Origin of the sequence: Candidatus Nitrosacidococcus sp. I8 (assembly GCF_945836005.1) — a bacterium.
In the GTDB taxonomy this organism is placed as follows: Bacteria; Pseudomonadota; Gammaproteobacteria; order Nitrosococcales; family Nitrosococcaceae; genus Nitrosacidococcus.
On sequence record NZ_OX241534.1, the window covers coordinates 1,385,149 to 1,403,470 of the forward strand.

16 protein-coding genes are annotated in these 18,322 nt (G+C 36.6%); all 16 read right to left on the reverse strand.

Annotation, left to right across the window (positions count from 1 at the left end):
• Positions 1-22: 22 nt before the first annotated feature.
• A complete protein-coding gene (locus OOL07_RS06875) occupies positions 23-304 on the reverse strand; it encodes a hypothetical protein (protein WP_264695808.1) in 282 nt (93 codons plus the stop codon).
• Positions 305-315: 11 nt separating this feature from the next.
• Positions 316-504, reverse strand: coding sequence for a hypothetical protein (locus OOL07_RS06880; protein WP_264695809.1), 189 nt, complete (start codon positions 502-504; stop codon positions 316-318).
• A 133-nt stretch (positions 505-637) separates the two neighbouring features.
• Entirely contained in the window at positions 638-778 is a 141-nt protein-coding gene (locus OOL07_RS06885) for a hypothetical protein (protein WP_264695810.1), read from the reverse strand.
• Entirely contained in the window at positions 775-2,670 is a 1,896-nt protein-coding gene (locus OOL07_RS06890) for an asparagine synthetase B family protein (protein WP_264695811.1), read from the reverse strand. Before OOL07_RS06890 ends, OOL07_RS06885 begins: the two co-directional genes overlap by 4 nt.
• A 14-nt stretch (positions 2,671-2,684) precedes the next feature.
• Entirely contained in the window at positions 2,685-3,809 is a 1,125-nt protein-coding gene (locus OOL07_RS06895) for a GNAT family N-acetyltransferase (RefSeq protein ID WP_264695812.1), read from the reverse strand.
• Positions 3,810-3,830: 21 nt separating this feature from the next.
• Positions 3,831-4,808, reverse strand: coding sequence for a polysaccharide deacetylase family protein (locus OOL07_RS06900; protein ID WP_264695813.1), 978 nt, complete (start codon positions 4,806-4,808; stop codon positions 3,831-3,833).
• Positions 4,805-6,262, reverse strand: coding sequence for a lipopolysaccharide biosynthesis protein (locus OOL07_RS06905; protein ID WP_264695814.1), 1,458 nt, complete (start codon positions 6,260-6,262; stop codon positions 4,805-4,807). The genes OOL07_RS06900 and OOL07_RS06905 overlap by 4 nt, the downstream gene beginning before the upstream one ends.
• 41 nt (positions 6,263-6,303) lie before the next feature.
• Positions 6,304-7,653, reverse strand: coding sequence for a phenylacetate--CoA ligase family protein (locus OOL07_RS06910; protein WP_264695815.1), 1,350 nt, complete (start codon positions 7,651-7,653; stop codon positions 6,304-6,306).
• Between the two features lie 7 nt (positions 7,654-7,660).
• Positions 7,661-8,866, reverse strand: coding sequence for a glycosyltransferase (locus tag OOL07_RS06915; protein ID WP_264695816.1), 1,206 nt, complete (start codon positions 8,864-8,866; stop codon positions 7,661-7,663).
• A gap of 2 nt (positions 8,867-8,868) precedes the next feature.
• Positions 8,869-10,080 (reverse strand): TIGR04063 family PEP-CTERM/XrtA system glycosyltransferase, encoded by a 1,212-nt coding sequence (locus OOL07_RS06920; protein ID WP_264695817.1) that lies wholly within the window; start codon positions 10,078-10,080, stop codon positions 8,869-8,871.
• A 67-nt stretch (positions 10,081-10,147) separates the two neighbouring features.
• Positions 10,148-12,037 carry an XrtA/PEP-CTERM system amidotransferase gene (locus OOL07_RS06925; protein WP_264695818.1) on the reverse strand — a complete coding sequence of 630 codons (1,890 nt, stop codon included), beginning with the start codon at positions 12,035-12,037 and terminating at the stop codon, positions 10,148-10,150.
• Positions 12,038-12,091: 54 nt separating this feature from the next.
• The gene (gene wecB, locus OOL07_RS06930) at positions 12,092-13,207 is read right to left on the reverse strand and encodes a non-hydrolyzing UDP-N-acetylglucosamine 2-epimerase (RefSeq protein WP_264695819.1); all 1,116 of its coding nucleotides are present in this window, start codon (positions 13,205-13,207) and stop codon (positions 12,092-12,094) included.
• A 44-nt stretch (positions 13,208-13,251) separates the two neighbouring features.
• A complete protein-coding gene (locus OOL07_RS06935; protein ID WP_264695820.1) occupies positions 13,252-14,394 on the reverse strand; it encodes a TIGR03088 family PEP-CTERM/XrtA system glycosyltransferase in 1,143 nt (380 codons plus the stop codon).
• Between the two features lie 8 nt (positions 14,395-14,402).
• Positions 14,403-15,971: an exosortase A gene (gene xrtA / locus OOL07_RS06940; protein ID WP_264695821.1), complete on the reverse strand. Its 1,569-nt coding sequence runs from the start codon at positions 15,969-15,971 to the stop codon at positions 14,403-14,405.
• Positions 15,972-16,038: 67 nt separating this feature from the next.
• A complete protein-coding gene (locus OOL07_RS06945; RefSeq protein ID WP_264695822.1) occupies positions 16,039-17,253 on the reverse strand; it encodes a TIGR03087 family PEP-CTERM/XrtA system glycosyltransferase in 1,215 nt (404 codons plus the stop codon).
• The gene (locus OOL07_RS06950) at positions 17,254-18,312 is read right to left on the reverse strand and encodes a FemAB family XrtA/PEP-CTERM system-associated protein (protein ID WP_264695823.1); all 1,059 of its coding nucleotides are present in this window, start codon (positions 18,310-18,312) and stop codon (positions 17,254-17,256) included.
• Positions 18,313-18,322 lie beyond the last annotated feature (10 nt).

Consider the following 18,322-nt stretch of genomic DNA (forward strand, 5'->3'; position numbering starts at 1 on the left):
CATAATTTTTCAACATCGTTGTTCAGCCGTAATGATAGAGCATTTTAAGATGCACAGAGTCGGCATTAACAATGCTACCTTGCCAAGAAGAGTAGAGTAAATCTAAGTAAGAGGATATTTTTTTAAAATAAGCGGAGGAATTAAGTACTAAATCATCATAGGAAATAAGCATTACCCTTAGATAATCTTGAAGTATTTTTTGCTTAAAAAGCCATATATTTCTCATATACCAAAAACGTGCAAAAGCATTCTTACTATCTATTCGAGACTCCTGAATAGGTCTAAGCAACTTAATAAGTTTCATCAGAAATATTTCTACCATGTCATTCTATCTATTGGATCTCTATTTTGAATGATCTGATCAATTACATTTTCCTTGCCTTGCCAATGGTTATCTTGTGAGCTGATCGCACTATGATAATGACGAAAAACCCATAGTACTTTAGAGTGAGGGAAAATATTAAGCAGCTCAAGTAGTTTATCGGACTCGCAGAGTGCTTTCACAATAACTATAGATGCTTTTTATTTCTTCACTAACTTGGCAATTACCTCTGAAGACCTCATTTCATAGCTATGAAATGCAGGACATCTCGTTCGTAAAATACCTCTATTTTTAGGCTACGCTCTAAAACGTCCATCATGATATTTGTGCCTGAGTACTACATACCGACCGCAAATAATATTCGTTTTGTTTTTTAGTAAAAATAGACTGAAAGTGCTTAGTAGATAAAATGGCTGGATGAACTAGCCGGTCTTTAGTTTTTGAAGTTTTTTTCATAATGAATAGCTTGTTTTTTCCTTTAAAGTGAGCAATTTTTCTTTTATTTGCTTTCGTTTATTTATTATTTTTGTCTCATAATATTGCATCCATTGCACAAGAATAACTAAAACCCATACTAAATCTCCATAATAAGCAGCATGCTCCTTAAGGCGTATACCGATTAGATTATCAATAATCGAGGGCTGAATTATTTTTAGATCCCGAAAATTAGCTAAGCTATCGCTTACTAGTGTATGTAGCGGTTGATATTCTTTTAACCAAATACCGAAAGGTAGTCCAAAGCCATGTTTCTTTTTTGCGATTATTTCATCAGGTAGAAACCCTCTAAGGGCTTCCTTATAGAAATAGCGTAGATGAGTACGCTTAACTTTTAAATGAGCTGGTAAGCAAGCAGCAAAATCACCTAACTCTTCATCTAACATAGGAAACCCAACATCAATGCCAGCAGCATTACACATACCAATGACTTTTGGTAGATCGTTATCAGCAATTGTAATTCTAAGATCAAGGCCAAGCATACGATTAATGGACTGTTGTGCTGACACTCCATCATATAAAGATCTTAACTGTTGTAGAGGAGCGTCTGGATTAATGGAGCTAAGAAAATCTTTAGAGAAGATATTCTCTATCCCTATCCTATTGAGTGAATTATAGGATTCTAGCCTGTCTGGCATAGGCATTTTTGCTTGCTCAATGTAGCTGCCTACTTTAGAAAATCCAGGTATTTTTTGAGCTAGAGATATTTGAGTAATTGGCTCTAAGATAGTATCTTTCAAGGTTTTTGGAATTTTCCCATAGAGGGAAAATAGCCATTGTTTTGCATAGCGGCTGTTCCCACCAAATAACTCATCTCCCCCATCCCCGCCAAGTAAGTAACTCACGTCATCTTCTTTAGCAAGCTTGGCACAAAAATAGGTAGGTACAACTGAAGAATTTCCAAATGGCTGCCCGTAAATATGGGCTATTTTTGGAATTGTAGTAACAATATCCTGTGCTGTTACATAATATTCATGATGATCCGTATTAAAATGACGGGCAGCGATGCGGGCATAATTAGTTTCATCATAGCCATCTGCTGCAAAACCAATTGAATAGGTGCGTGCTGGCTGGCCTGTTACTTCCCCTAAAAACCCTGCAACTGTTGAACTATCTGTTCCCCCACTTAAAAATGCTCCTACAGAATTTTCCTCTCTAACAAATTTATCTACTGCTTTTTTTAGAATAATTTGTAAAGTTTTTCCGAGATCGCTTTGGGACGGTAAGCTTTCGTGCTCTTTAAACTGATAATGCCAATAGGGCTGTATTTCAGTTTTTCCTTGACGATAATAGAGTACTTGCCCCGGTGGTAGTCTATAAATTCCTTTATAAATTGTTTCAGGAGCTGGAATCATATTGAAATATAAATAGTTATATATTGATTGGTTCTCTATTTCAGGATTCACTATGGGGTGCATAGCAATTTCAGCTGGTGTAGGACCAAAAATTAAAGAATCTTTTACTACCGTATAGCAAAGAGAGTAAGTGCCATAGCGATCTACAGCAAAAAAAGCTTCTTTTTTAACACTATCCAGTATTGATAATACAAACGATCCTGTTAATTTGGAAAGTGCTTGAATACCGTTACGTTGAATATCATTAGCTAGTATATTTAATATTTCTTGCTGTAAAGGTCTATCATCCCAGTAAGGGTAGCCCGCAATCGTAATTACCATACCATTCTGCTCTTTTATTAAAGTACGATAAGGTAGATGTCCTGCAATTGCCATAGATTCTTGAGTAAAAGTAGCAGAACCATCTATTGGTGTATCTTGGGCTATGCTTGATATCAAATACTGTCTTTCATTTTCAGTTTCAAGATAATATTGAAACCAACCCCATAATCCTCTCATATCTATCCTCTTAATTATGAAGTAGTATCTTTACTAAATAGGTTTCGTAAATAACGAAGTTTAGGTATTACGCTCTCTTCAAAGAAGTAAAGTATCTGAGCTATCAGAGTGCGATTATATATATATACTTCTTTTAAAGAATCAGCAGTTTCCGTCCAGCGTAGCTTATATGCATTGTCTCCTGGTCCGAAATAATAGTGTTTTAAGGGTGGTTGAAATAGTTTTTCAATAATTTTCCAATTAAGATAGGTACCCGGAGAGAGTTCTGCTTTAGAAGAATTATAATCAGCCCTTAGAGCATAAATATTATCATTGTGAATAAGTTGATACTCGCAAGCTAGTGGATCGTTATCTATTCGTAAAATCCAGATAGATATCCAGCCACAATGGGTAGCATGTTCAGTTAATTTCTGAATAAAAGCAAGGGGGCCATTTTTATTTAAGGCACCCAGCTCGTTTTTTTTCCAGCTCGATATAGACATATTAATTACAGACTGAAGCGTCTGTTTTATTTGAGATGGATCACTTCGTATCCACTCGATCTTTATTTCTCCAGTACGTGCTAAACGACTCGCAGCAAGATTATTTCCTTTTTTAAGCCGCCTGCTACGGGTTTTATAAAATTCATCCCAGCTACTTTTTAAATCGATAAAATAATTTCTCATTTCTTCTTTTTCTGATTGAAAGTACCCAAGAGTTATAAACTCAGTCAATAATAAATTTGCCTTAGCTGATACAGATAATCTTTTAAAATTAATTAGATCCCACTGATTTTTATGCTTTTCAAGCCAATGAACTAAGGCAGGCACTACAACACTTTCCTTATCTAAGGCAATAATTACATCACAGAGTTGCGTATCAGGGATAATAATAAAATTAAGTACAAATAAAGATATCCCACGTATTTTCTGAGCAGATCTAATAAAAGGGCATATACCAATCAGTGTTGAGTTTTCCCATACTACTAATATCCATAGCTTTGCTCCATCTGCACGAAGCCATTGCCAAGCCGAATCAAACCACTCATAGTAGAGAAATACAGGAGCGTCCGTTTCTTGAGTTACTAAGCTATTCCATTGAGTTCTTAAACTATAAAAATGATTTTCATCTTCTACAATTTCTACTCGAATTTCACTCATTTGTTCAAATTTAATTTATAGTTAGCTACACATTTCTGGCTGATAACAGAGTGCGTTTTGCATTAGCCTAAGCATAAAACGTAGTGGGGTTTGATCCCATGGCGTAAATCTGGGAATTTGATAAGGGTCAGTTTTATATTGAGCTGCTCCCCAACTAGTAGTTACTGCTCCCATATAGCCAGCGTTTTTTACTATTTCTATATGATCTTTATTGAAATCTATATTAGGTTTACCGTTAGGGTAGGCAAAAATATTAATAGATTTACCAAGTATTCCTTCTAGTTTTTCTTTATTAGTGCAAATCTCATTTCTCACTTCCTTAAGTGAAAGACGAGATAAGATTGGATGGCTATGAGTATGACCACCAATTTCCATCCCTTCTTGACTCAGGGCCATTACATCGTATTTACTCATCATAAAATTATCTACAAGTGGTTTATCTGTTAAATTTAGTAGATAATCTACGACTTCTTGGCGTATGGAATAGTCTAGATGTTTTACTCTAGTAATGATATATTTCACCGCTTGTTGGCAATGCTCTATTGTGGATAAGTCATATTGACCAAACCCATATTTATTTAAATCTAAAATACTACCATCACCTTGTTTATTTCTTATCACTTCGATAATAGTATCATTCCACATTTGACCACCCTCTAAATACTTAGAGGTAATAAAAAAAGTAGCACATAGACCATGCTTTTTTAATATAGGTAGTGCATTTGTGGCATTATCTAAATAACCATCGTCAAAAGTAATACAGAGCACACGCTTAGGAAGGCTTTTTTTATGTAAACGCTCTATTGCCTCACCTAATGGCAATACAGAAAAATATTTCTTTATCGTGGCCATTTGCCATCCAAAATCTTCAATATCTACTGTATCTTGGCGTAAAGGATCTGGCTTTGAAAGCACTTGGTGGTAGATTAGGATAGATAATTTATTTTCCTTTAATAGGGAATAGAATTGTTTGGGGTAAGTAGTAAATAAACTAGTCATTTTTTATAAAAAGAAATCTTTTTCCATAAAATAGGCGGTATTTGAGCTATTTCGCAATATAGAGGATGTTGCGTTATCCGAAGAGCAAGCAGCCACGTACCAAAAATACTACATGCTATTATTATGAGCTTGCTAATTGGAATATTTGTAAAGTCTCTATATATAAACCACACTAATACAATCGGTATTGTATTCATTAGTGTGACATATACACTCTTATTAAGAGCTTGAATATACTGTATCGTATCTATGACAATAAATGTCTTTAGGAAAGTAAGCCATAGAATAATTTCAATAATAGTAGCTATTACCACACCGATAGCTGCTATTTGTAGTCCATAGGAAGCTATAAGTATTAAGATAAAAAATTTAAGTATTCCACTGATAGTATTAATTTTTAGAGGTAGACTTGGGTTACCTAATGCAATACAAAGATTTGGGTTAAAAGCAGCTAATATCTGAAAAATACCTGAGATACAAAGAATTTTAGCTACTGGAACAGAAGATGACCATTGAGATCCATATAATAATTGGATAATAGGATCAGCAAAAAAAAATAAATTTATATAGAAAGGCCAAGCTAACCCAGTAATATAGGTCATTGTTTTTAAGTAGGGATGTACAATATCGCCACCTTGACGATTGTATGCAGAAAAATAAGGTTGAACGACAAGTCGGATAGATTCAACAATCATAAGCTGGAAAAGAGATACAACACCCAAAGCACGACTAAATATCCCTACTGCAGCTACATCTAACAATCTTCCAAGAACTAAATCAGTAGATCCATCGCTTATTTCTTTAGTAATATTTATGCCCATTGCTTTTGATGAAAAAGAAGCAATAGATTTTGCCTCTTTCATAGAAGGGCGTATTGGAAACCATTTTGGGCGAAAATAAGCAGCCAACGCAATTGTAGTGACCATGCTGGCTACTTGAGCCCAAGCCATACTCATATAGCTAAACCCAAGAAAAGCGAGAATAATTACGAAAATAAATCGTACTGTAAGCGCACTTAAATCAATTGAGACAGTACGATTAAAGTCCATTTCTCGATGCCAATAGGCCATGACAACATTACCAAAAGGTAGAAGAAAAGAACTCATTGATAGCACTATCATTACCCTACCAACCCCTGGTTCTTTATAAAACTCTGCAGCAGGCTGGGCTAAAATTAAAATAATTAGCCCTAATGACCACATAACTAATAGGGAAATTCCTTGTGCTGTACGTAGTTTTTCTTTAGTCAGATTGGGTTCATAAGTTACATATTCACCAATCCCAAATTCTCGTACTGAATTAATGACTGCAACTAAGATAGTGGCAATAGAGAAAATCCCTATTTCCTCTGGGGTTAAGATTCGGGAAAGAATCATCGTTGAGATCAACGCAAGAATCGTTGACGCATAGCGTTGTATTGATGAGAGTAATAAGCTTTTACGAACGCTAAGCAACTGTACTATCCCTTTAGATCTTTATCGTTATATAGCAATAGCTATGCGGTTACATGACTCACAACGTATCTAAATTTTCCGGAGCGTTCCGGTAATATATTTTCAACTTGCTCAATTACAATATCAACATTTTCTCCAAGACGTTCTTTAAATCCTTTTTGAATAAAAAGTGTAGTCGAATCCTTATATTGACTATTAGGTATAATTAATATTTTTGTTCTTTCTTTACTTTCTTGAATAATTTTAAAAGATTCAATTTCTGGCAAATCTCTTAGAATATAAATAAGTGCCAATCCGTGCATCACAGTACCATCAGAGGCAACAATAAAATCGGTGGTTCTTCCCTGTACTTCCTTTAGTACAGGCAAGGATCTACCACAGGTACATGGTTGATTATCTAAAATACCTATATCTCCCGTACGATAGCGAATAAAGGGGAAATCCCGAGTTGCTAGGTGGGTAACCGTAATCTCTCCGGATTCACCTTGAGGCACAATATTACCTTCAGGATCAATAATCTCTACAATAATATCTTCAGCAGTAATATGTAATCTTCCTTTTGGGCATTCATGTGCAATAAATCCTGTATCTCGCCCACCATAGCCATTAGCTACTTTACAACCAAAGACTATCTCAATTAAATGACGTTGATCATCATAAAGCCGCTCCGAGGTAACAAAAGCGACTTCTATTCCTAAATTATTAACCTGTATTCCTTGTTTTTGAGCATGGCGTGCAAGATAAGAGATTGCACTGGGATAACCAAAAAGCATTCTAGGACGTATCCGCTGTATCTCAGAAATAAAGTAATCTAAATTATTTTGAGACATTTCAAAGGCAGGGAGTAAGTGAGTTCGAAAAATGCGATCTCGCCATTTTTTCAAGTAGTCTTGCGTATTCAATTCAATAGGTGAGCCCCATAGTACTACTTCAGGATCTCCAATATCCACACCCCACCATCGAGTAACTCGCCATTTTGCTGCTACATCGTGGCTTATTCGCTCTTTTCCCATATAAAAAATGAGGGGTTCACCACTAGATCCGCCAGTATTAAAGCGAACTAGCTTAGTAGCGTTATCTGCTTTCAGCGCATCACTATGATTTCGGATAATACTTTTAGTAAGTAGTGGAAACTTTACTAAATCTTTAGCAGAACGAATATCTTGAGATTCAATGCCATGTTCTTTGACGATTTGTTGGTAATAAGGTATATGGATAAAAGCATGCTGAATTAAATTTTGTAATCGAGTTGATTGTAACTTGATTAAACGATCCTCAGACCACCATTGAGTTTCTTCTAATTTTTTAAAAGCCTGAACAGTAGTATGACCTTTTAAGTACTCATGGAGCGGAAATAATACTTTTGAAATAAAAGCAGTAGATGGTGTCATATTTTTATTAGTTAGCAAGTTTTTTAAATTCACCGACGAGGGTACTCACTCGATATTCCCACTGATTAGCACCAGCATAGGTACGGATCGATTCTCGGTCCCAAGATTGGCTGAGTGCAGTATCTAAAGCAGACTCTAACGCCTTTGAATCGCCAAAAGGTACAATCATGCCATATTTTGAATCAGAAATTACTTCACGGTTACCGCCTACATCTGTGGTTATTACTGGTAATTCACAAGCCATAGCTTCTAAAAATACATTAGCCCAGCCCTCATTACGAGTTGAAAGTACAAATATATCAGCGGCGGATAGAGGCCATTTAAGATCCTTTGCTGCTATGGAGCCAAGAAAATGAACTACACCATCTAACCTAAGATCTTGAACTTGCTGCCGAAGCTGTACGCTCATATCTCCTTCAGGTCCTGATCCACCTACGATTAAGTACTGTAAGTTAGGAAATTTTTTTCTAAGAGCAGGCAATACCTCAATGACTCGATGAAATCCTTTTCGTTCTACCAATCCGCCCACAGAAATTAAAAATACCCCATTAGGATCTAGTGATAATTTTTGACAAGCCTCAATTTTTGATACTGGAGAAAATTTTTTGACATCTACCCCATTACCTACTACTTTAATTTTTTTAGAATCAGCACCTAGCTTTACTACATATTGCTTTAATGAATCGGCTACTGAAAATACTCGTGCTGCATTTTTAAGCCCTTGAAGCATAAAGTAGCGGCGAAGAAAAAAGCGGGATAGAGGAACTTCAGTACCTCGTAACGTAATAGTTACAGGAACCTTAAACCATTTCCCAAGTAAGGTAGCTCCATAGCCATCAGGATAGGCAAAATGAGAATCAATAATGTTAAAGCGTGGACGTAATCGCCATAAAATAGGAACAGAGCAAATTGCCATGGACCATCCATCTAGCCATCTGCCATAGCCAGGGATAGAAAAAAAACGAGGATAATATACTTCAACCCCATCAACCCCATCTTGTATTTCCTGTTTAGGTATAGGAGGACGAAAGCTAGGGCGAAATCGTCTTAGAATGCTTTGAAATGGAAACCAAGGCGTAGGTGAAACAACTACAATAGGTAAATACTTACCCACTCGAAACATTCGCTCACGAATAAAAACCCCAGCAGTTGGTCGAGCTGAGCTGGGAAAAAGAGTTGTGAAAATAAGAAGTTTTGGACCGCCCTTATTCATTATTACTCAATCAAGGAGTTATAGATACTTTGATAGCCTGAAACACTTTTTGCCCAAGTTCTCTCTGTTTCTACAAATTCTCGTGCTGTTTTACTTATCCTTGTCCAGCCATCACGGCTTCTAATGATATGAGCTAGGAATTCTACTAATGTCTCTGGGCTATCCGGTGGAAATAAGAACCCTGTTTTTTTATCTTCAATGAGTTCTCGGTGACCTCCAATATTAGAGGCAGCAACCAATCTGCCTTGTGCCATAGCTTCTAAAGGTTTAAGAGGTGTAACTAATTCAGTTAAACGCATGGATAACCGTGGATAGACTAGCACATCAATAGCATTGTAGTAATGCTCTACTTCAGTATGGGAAACACGGCCAGTAAATAAAATTTTCTTATCAAGTTTAAGCTCTTTAGCTAGTACTCTCAGCCCTTCATCCTCTGGACCTCCACCTACGAGAATAAGACGAACATTAGGTTCGGCTACAAGTAATTTAGGTATAGATTGAATGAGCAGAGCAAGACCTTCATAAGCATAAAATGATCCAATAAATCCTAATATTGGGCCATCGCCTAAATTTAGAGATTCTCGAGTGATCGCTGAAGTGGTAGATAGGGATTTATCTATTAGAAACCGATCTGTATCTACTCCATTAGGAATTACGGTAATTTTATCTGGTGAGATACCTCGAGCGATAATATCTTCTCTTAACCCATTACAAATGGTAGTAATAGCATTTACGTGTTTAAACACATAGGTTTCTAAGTTACGACTTAACTTATATCTCAATCCTCCTTCCCGGTGTGTCCCATGATCCACTGCAGCATCTTCCCAGAAAGCACGGCATTCATACATCACAGGTAATCCCGTTTTTCTTCCTGCAGCTAAGGCAGCTACTCCGTTAAGCGATGGGGAGTGAGCATGGAGAATATCAGGTTTTTCCTGCTGAATGACATCTATGATGCGGTTTTTAAGACTTTGAATAACAGAGGTCTGCACCAATATAGGTACCGATTCTAGAAAATTATTTCTAGGTAAAGTACGGTAAAACCGGAAATCCTCTATTTCTTCTATATCAGCAGAGCATTTTCCTTGCTTTGCACTGGTGACTTGAGTAGTTTTCCAGCCTAATGCCTTCTGTTGCCTCAAAATAGCTAAGGTACGAAAAGTATAACCACTATGAAGCGGTATTGAATGATCAAGAATGTGAAGAATTTTCATTCTAGGCTCTAAATTTATTCTTATTTTTTATATAGGTAATGGTAGCTTTTAATACTAATTATCTAGTCTAATGTAAACTCCTTCGTAAGAAGGATTCAAACATAAGTAAAGACCAAATAGGGGCACTATGATCTCGTTGTCCTGAAAGATGTTGATCCACAAGATTTTGTAGCACTTTCATTTCAAAAATACCTGAATCTGCTAGACTACCCCCAGCTACTGCAGCTTGTACTCGATCTCGTAATGGTCCGCGAAACCAGATGGCTAAAGGTACTGCAAACCCCATTTTGTGCCGATATAGGATTTCATTAGATAAATAAGGACGTAGGGCGTGTTTAAAAATATATTTACCTTGCCTTTTTTGATATTTGAGATGAGGAGAAAGGCTACTTACCCATTCTACAAATGGGTGATCCAATAAAGGTACCCGTACTTCAAGACTATGGGCCATACTGGCCCGATCTACCTTAGTTAAAATATCTCCAGGCAAGTAGGTTTTCATATCTAGGTACTGCACTTGAGATAAGGGATGATCAGGTCCATCCACGGCATGATTTCGTAACACTTCAATTCCGTTATAGCCTTGTAGTTCTTTTTGCATTTTTTCGCTAAATAAGCTATTTCGTAGTTGATCAGGAATAATTGCTATATTATTAAAATAACCCTCTATGCTATCCTGAGCAAGAGCTTGAAAAGTGGTTTTCCCTCGAAATATTTTAGGTGCCCAATCAAGTTTGGGGTATACATGTCCTAGCCAACCAAATATAGGTTTTCGAAAATTTAAGGGAAGTAAATTTCGTATTTTTTCTTCCCGCAAATGCCATCGATAGCGTCGATAGCCACCAAATAATTCATCACCTCCATCACCGGAAAGGGCCACTTTAACCTGTTGCCGAGCAAGCTCACATACTCTATAAGTGGGGATCGCTGATGAATCTGCGTAAGGCTCATCATAAATTTCAGCTAGACGATCGAGCAAGCCAAAATCATCTTGATCCACCTGCATGTCATAATGATTTGTTTGATAGCGTTGAGAGACTTGTTGCGCATAATAAGCTTCATCAAACTTTGGATCAGAAAATCCGATAGAACAAGTACGTACTGGCTGTTCAGAAAGGCCTGCCATCATAGCGACCACAGCACTAGAATCCACTCCTCCAGAAAGAAAAGCACCTAGCGGGACATCGGCAATCATTCTCATATCTACCGATTCTCGAAGCTTCTCAATGAGCGTTTCTCCAATGGTATCCTCGGATCCAGTCGAATTAGTATTGAAAGTTACATTCCAATATTGTTTTGGTTTAGGCTCCTTAATGCCAGGATATAAAGTAAGGGTATGACCAGGGGAGAGTTTATAAATATTTTGGAAAATAGTGCGAGGATCAGGAATATATCCAAAGGCAAAATAATCCTCTATCGCAAAATAATCAAGCTGGCGAGATAGGTTAGGATAGGCAAGTAAAGATTTAAGCTCTGAGCCAAAAATAAATTGCCTGTCAGGTGATATCGTATAATAAAAAGGTTTTATTCCTAATCTATCTCGAGCTAAAAATAAGATTTTCTTATTTTGATCCCAAATGGCAAAAGCAAACATACCTCGAAAGTAAGTGACGCATTGCTCGCCCCATTCTTCCCAAGCATGAACAATGACTTCTGTATCGCATTGAGTCCGAAAGGTATGTCCTCGATTCTTGAGCTCATCCATGAGACCTTTGAAATTATAAATCTCCCCATTGTAAACTACCCAGACTGTACTATCTTCATTGGTTAGCGGTTGATGCCCTGAAGATAAATCAATGATAGATAAACGACGGTGGGCAAGACCAACACCAGGTTCCATATATACCCCATCGTCATCTGGTCCTCGATGACTGAGTACATTGTTTATTTTAGAGAGTATTTGAGGATCGATAGGACGATAGCCATCAAGATCAAAAATTCCTGCTATACCGCACATGATAAGATTTTATAAAAGATGGATAATAAATTTTCTAAAATTGAGTTCTTAGAGCTAATTTAATAAAATTTCTTTAATTCGAAAAGCCGCTTTACCATCCCACAATTCTGGAATACATCCTGTTTTTCCACCTGTTGCAAGTACATCATGAACAGCAACCATAACTTGGTTCGGATTTGTACCTACAATAGTGTTTGTACCTTCTTCTACAGTAATAGGACGCTCCGTATTATCACGGAGGGTAATACAAGGCACCCCTAATGCAGTGGTTTCTTCTTGAATACCTCCAGAATCAGTTAATACTAATTTAGCTCTATCCATTAAACCTAGCATTTCTAAGTATCCCACTGGAGGAGTAAAGATTATATTTAATGATTGTTCTAATATCTCTAGTAACCCATTTTTCTTAAGGGCAGCATTTGTTCGAGGATGTAGGGGAAAAATAATAGGAATTTGCTCGCTTATACTTTGTACCAATAAAAGTATATCCCTTAATACTAAAGGATTATCTACATTGGCAGGTCGATGCAGGGTAAGTACTGCGTAATTTTTATTAAGCTCTTTAAGCAGTATCTTTTTATTAAGATTTTTTAAAGTCTCTATCGGAGGTATAGCTTTCAAGCGATGGTTTTGCAAGCTATCAATCATGACATTGCCTACAAAATGGATGCGTTTTTCTTCTATTCCTTCTTGAAGTAAATTTTCTTTTGCAGATCGCTCAGTAGTAAAAAGAAAATCAGATAGCTGATCGGTTAAAACTCTATTGATTTCCTCAGGCATAGAACGATCAAAGCTACGCAAGCCTGCCTCTACATGAGCTACAGGAATTTGTTTTTTAGCGGCTACTAAGGCACAAGCAATGGTTGAATTAACATCGCCTACAACAAGTACTAAAGATGGATTATTCTCATCAATAATAGGTTCAAAGCGTTGCATAATCGTGCCAGTTTGCCAACCATGGTTACCACTGCCTACTTCTAAATTAATATCTGGCTTAGGAATTCCAAGCTGTTGAAAAAACAACTCCTGCATAGCAGAGTCATAGTGCTGGCCTGTATGGACGAGTGTTAACGGTACTGCCCCATTAAGAGCCCCCATGATAGGGGCAATTTTAATAAAATTAGGGCGTGCACCTACAATGCACATTATTTTTTTGTTGGTAAGACTCATTATTTTTATATACTAATAAATTAACGCCTGCTCATAGATTATTTCTATGTAGCTGCTAATAATGAATTATAAACGCTTATATAATTATCTACCATTGTTTGAATTGCAAATTTTTTTTCTACTCGGTCTCGACCTGACTGACCATGGTTTTTTATCAGTTGAGCATTATTAATATAGGTAGCTAACGCCTTTGAAGTTGCTTTATAGTCTGCCTTTGAAACGAGTATACCTGTATCTTCAGCCACTAATTCTGGATTACCTCCCACGTGAGTAGCAATCACAGGTAACCCTGTTGCCATCGCTTCTAAAATAGTATTAGAAATACCTTCAGCAAGCGAGGGTAAAACAAAAATATCCATAGATTGTAATAATATAGGAATATCTTTGCGATCCCCTGTAAGCCAAATTAAATCCCCTAATTTTTCTTCTTCTATTAAATCTTCGATTTGGGATCGTAGAGATCCATCTCCTACGAGAATAAGCCGTAAAAACTTCTTACTATTAGGTATTTGTTTTACTAAATGAATAAAGGCTTGAATTAAAGTAATTTGATCCTTTATTGGTTCTAACCGACCTACCGTGCCAACAATTAAGCAATTGCTATCTGCAAACCCTGAAGGTAATACTGATTGATCTTTTTTGGGGTAAAAGCGTTCTGTATCCACGCCATTATAAATAGGTGTAATACGAGATATAGGAATACCTACACTCTGGTGTAAATAATTTGCAGTAGGTTGAGATAAGGCAATATATTGATGGACAAAAGGTCGGTGTAGTTGTCTTATCAAGCGATAACGCCAATTTTTTCCCTCTGGATCATGAATATCCCAGCCATGCTCCCCATGAATACGAATTTTTACTCCAGCAAAAGCAGCAGGACCTTGCATTTCTAATGCTGCAAGGTTACGTGTATGCACAATATCTGGTTTTACATCACGCAATAATTTCCAGGTACGAGAATAAATTGAAAGATCTCTACCCTCTTTTTTATGTAATTCATAAATAGGAATATCAGAGTGAAGTCGTTTCGAGAATTCTGTTGTATGCTTGATACATATAATGTGGTGTTTGTATTGACTATCGGTATGATTAACAATATTGACTAATCCATTTTCTAGCCCACCTGTTTGCAAGCGAAAAATAATATGTACAATGGTTGGACGGTTTTTTTTATAATGAGTGGACATATTATTTATTAATTACATGACAACATTGATCTTGGCGAAGTAATTTCTGGAGTTTCATTTAGAAATTTCAATAAAAGCCTCTGAGGCTCTTCTACTTCTACTGTATTTACAATATCGGTAGCCACTGCGATTAATATAGATCCATTCATTTGAGGATGAAGCAATTTACTCCAAGCCTCAAGCATTTTTGCCTTAATTAAATTTATTGTCTGCCACCCAGAAATGTCATACCAATACCAAACTAAGCGATAACCATTACTTGATCGCATAACTAATTCTCGTGCTTGAAAATTTTTTCCTTCTAAAGAAACAAGACGGTTTTCTTCTGAAACTCGTTGCCATACCTCATTATCGTAAAGATGGTTTTGAGAGTTAATCAGCTCTGAGTCTTGAGATTCATCTGCATAATAAATTGTAAGAAGTTGTACTTCCTTATTTTTTTCATTATTTAATGAATACACTTGGCGAGTATTTTGTTCCATTGATGGGAAATTTGGCTCCCAAACATCATTTGGATGAGATGGGTCTGACCAATTTAAGCTGCCTTTAGGAATAGATACAGTACAAGCAGCATTTATTGATTGTTTATATAACTGAGTTGCACTTATTGGCCCCAAGCTAGCTGCTGTGATGAGTAATAATCCCGTTAAAATAAATTGTTTTTTCGGGTTAGAAGCGTTGCTATTAATAAGAGGATCGACTAGTACAGAATTGACTATATTAGATTCGCGCCAGAAAGATCCTACCCAAAATAAGAAAAAAATAACTACTCCAAAAAATATCCAACCATAGATAATATGATCGATTCCTGTCGCAAGTTTCATACTACTTAGATAGGCAATCATAATAATCATATAAGCACGAATACCGTTAGCAACGATAGGTACTATTATTGAAAATAAAATAAATATCGCTCGTTTATAATAGTTCTGATAGCTTAAATAAGCATAAAGTGTGCCTAGCGCAAGGGAAGAGATAAGATATCTGAGCCCACTACATGCCTCTGCTACTTCAAAAGTTCCAGAAGGAATAGTAATATAGCGACCCTCTAAGTATACGGGTACTCCAGTTATTTGGAGACCTTTTACTGAAACATAAGCAGTAAAATCTTGTAATGGAGGAATTAATGCCTCGCCAATAGGTACTGCAAAAAATAAATAAGCAAGCGGAAATGTTAGAGCACGTACTACTCTATTCCCGAGAATACCCCATATTATACCAATAAGAAGTGTAACAAATAATAGTTGCTGTGCAACCTGCACTGCTGCAATATGAGCTAGTAACCATCCTATGGCGATTAGAAAAATAAATGCTATAGCAATAGGTTGTGGTTTTGGTTGAATTTGTTGAAGTTCTTTTCTTCTTGTCCAAATCATATAGCCGCTAATAGGAAAGATAAGGATTCCATGGGCAAAGGTTTCAGATCGTAGCCAAATAGATACAGTAGAAATAAGTGTATCTCTATAAATCAACAATAAGGCAATAAGGATAAAGCTCATTATACTGACAGCAAATACCCATCTAGAGCTCCAATTGGTATGTACTTGGTATTTATATTTCTCTTTTGTAGTATTCACAGCGATTTTCCTTTTTGTGAGAAAGGTGTTTTAAACTTATCTAAGTTGAAGATTAAGTCAAAAATTGTTATTTATTGAGTAACTGGGAGAGGAATTGAAGATGATGCTCCCAGCGATAATTAGTAAATACGTAATTTCTTCCAATTTTACCTGTTCCTAGCTCATCTCCTTTACGTAATAAATTAATCCCCTTTATAACGAGATCCTCAACATTCCTACCTATTAGAGCAAGACAAGCCTGTGGTAGCTCAATACCTTCTGCTGCCTCTGGTGTAGCTAATACGGGCTTAGCCATTGCCATGGCTTCAAGCACTTTATTTTGAATTCCTCGCGCAATACGTAGTGGTGCAACCACACCACTAGCATGGGCTAAATAAGGACGTACATCAGGTACTGATCCAGTCACATAAACCCGATCATGAGAAGTGAGCGCACGTACTGATTTTGCTGGATGAGATCCTACAATATAGAAACAGGCAGAAGGAACTTCCTTTAAAATTTTAGGAAAAATATGTTTTGTAAACCAAATCACTGCATCGATATTAGGACGATAATCCATGGCGCCAGTAAAAACCAAGGCTTTATTTTCTGGATTATAGGGGGAAGGAAAACAATGATCTGGAGAGAAGAAATCTATATCTACCCCATTAGAGATGGAAAAAACCCTTTCTGATAAATCTGGTGCTAAGGTACAAAACAATTTTGCCTCTGCTGGTGAAACAAATATTGAAGCATCTACCTGACCAGCTACTTTTTTCTCAAAATCTAATAAAGTATTCGCCTCTCGTTTATAGATCCATGAAAGAGGAAAAAATGAAGTTTTACTATAGGCTCGCCATTTCTCTGAATCCACATCTACAAAATCAACTATAGTAGATAGGCTTGCTGGTAGATATTTCAAATACTGTGCCATCGTAGATGAAAAAACAACCACTTGCTTTAAACAATAATGTTTAGCTATATCTTGTACCCATTTAGCCATAGAAGAATCTTGGTAATAGGCAAGTCCAAGAGGTTTTTTGGTAGTTAACGCTATAAGCGATCGAAATAATGCTTGATTTCGAGATAAAGGATATAGCTGTACTTTACCTTTACATAACTTTTGAAGATAGGCAGCATATTGCCAATCATCAGGATCATCAATAAAAGCCCCTACATGTACTCGATAATAACGGGCAAGAAAGCTTAATAAATGATAAGAGCGTACCTTATCTCCTTTGTTCGGAGGATAGGGTATTCTATGGGCAAGAAATAATAAATCGCCCTTTGATTCAATATCCATTTATCCAAGGTTACGAGCAATGAAAGGCCCTATAAACCGGGCTAGTGGTAAAGGTAGACGTTTCCACGCTTCAATAAAAAAGCGATAGCGAGGATTAAGTGGGTTTTTCTCTGGTATTTTATCTGCTTTAATGAGTTTATATTCATAATACAGAGGTTCCGGTTTAAAGCCCCAATGGGTTTTAAAATGATAAGAACCTGTGTAGAGTTTACTCCGTCCATAGTCAAAAATTTTTATTCCACACTCGGCAGATCGACGCATAAGCTCCCAATACATAAAATCATTAGCTTTCACATCTCTTGCTTTTGCCGATCCTCCCCCATAATAAGGCAATACCTCATCTCGGAAATAAAAACTCATTACGCTACTCACTGGATAGTAATTGTGCAATATGGTGAGTATTTCACAGCGTTTTCCAAAGACTTCCTTAAGTATTTGAAAATAATGCTTTGGAAAAACAGGGGTGCCTAAATTACGAGTACTTTCGGAGTAGAGCTGAAAAAAGCGGTTAATATCGGTATCTATAATGCCTAATAAACCTGTATCTATACCTTTTCGTACCATAGCCCGTTGTTTTCTAGGAATAGCAGCAAGGTTTTTATCTGAATCTGGATCAATTTCCTTGCGGAAAGTAACGTAAAGATTGCTACGACTCCAAGTAGGCTCTCTTAATTTAAGATTACGCAGTTCGAGATAGTCTACCCCTAAATCCCATGCTAGCTTATGGGCTGCTTGGGTTAAAAACTTACATGCTTCCTCAGATCCTATAGCACCACCATAAACACAAAATGGGGTTGAAATTAGAGCATTCCCAAATAAATAGCTATGAATATGTCCTAAAGGAAGTACGCCTATAATCTGCTCTTTTTGTTCTGCATATAGATAATAAGCTTTGTGCTGGTAAGCTCGTTCTAATACTTCCTTCCAGCCCGAGAGATGAAAAAAAGTACCTTCCGGGTTAGATTCCACAAACTGATTCCAGATTATCTCATGCTCTTTATTAAGGTATTTAATGCGTATCCCTAGTACTTTATCTTCTAATAGTGGTGTGTTATTCATAGTGAATTGC

What these genes read in the sequence shown, in the direction of transcription:
- OOL07_RS06895 (WP_264695812.1), bottom strand. Translation starts at nt 3,809, where the DNA reads ATGAGTGAAATTCGAGTAGAAATTGTAGAAGATGAAAATCATTTTTAT.
- wecB (WP_264695819.1), bottom strand. Translation starts at nt 13,207, where the DNA reads ATGAGTCTTACCAACAAAAAAATAATGTGCATTGTAGGTGCACGCCCT.
- OOL07_RS06935 (WP_264695820.1), bottom strand. Translation starts at nt 14,394, where the DNA reads ATGTCCACTCATTATAAAAAAAACCGTCCAACCATTGTACATATTATT.
- OOL07_RS06885 (WP_264695810.1), bottom strand. Translation starts at nt 778, where the DNA reads ATGAAAAAAACTTCAAAAACTAAAGACCGGCTAGTTCATCCAGCCATT.
- OOL07_RS06875 (WP_264695808.1), bottom strand. Translation starts at nt 304, where the DNA reads ATGAAACTTATTAAGTTGCTTAGACCTATTCAGGAGTCTCGAATAGAT.
- OOL07_RS06910 (WP_264695815.1), bottom strand. Translation starts at nt 7,653, where the DNA reads ATGACACCATCTACTGCTTTTATTTCAAAAGTATTATTTCCGCTCCAT.
- OOL07_RS06945 (WP_264695822.1), bottom strand. Translation starts at nt 17,253, where the DNA reads ATGGATATTGAATCAAAGGGCGATTTATTATTTCTTGCCCATAGAATA.
- OOL07_RS06915 (WP_264695816.1), bottom strand. Translation starts at nt 8,866, where the DNA reads ATGAATAAGGGCGGTCCAAAACTTCTTATTTTCACAACTCTTTTTCCC.
- OOL07_RS06925 (WP_264695818.1), bottom strand. Translation starts at nt 12,037, where the DNA reads ATGTGCGGTATAGCAGGAATTTTTGATCTTGATGGCTATCGTCCTATC.
- OOL07_RS06950 (WP_264695823.1), bottom strand. Translation starts at nt 18,312, where the DNA reads ATGAATAACACACCACTATTAGAAGATAAAGTACTAGGGATACGCATT.
- OOL07_RS06920 (WP_264695817.1), bottom strand. Translation starts at nt 10,080, where the DNA reads ATGAAAATTCTTCACATTCTTGATCATTCAATACCGCTTCATAGTGGT.
- OOL07_RS06900 (WP_264695813.1), bottom strand. Translation starts at nt 4,808, where the DNA reads ATGACTAGTTTATTTACTACTTACCCCAAACAATTCTATTCCCTATTA.
- OOL07_RS06890 (WP_264695811.1), bottom strand. Translation starts at nt 2,670, where the DNA reads ATGAGAGGATTATGGGGTTGGTTTCAATATTATCTTGAAACTGAAAAT.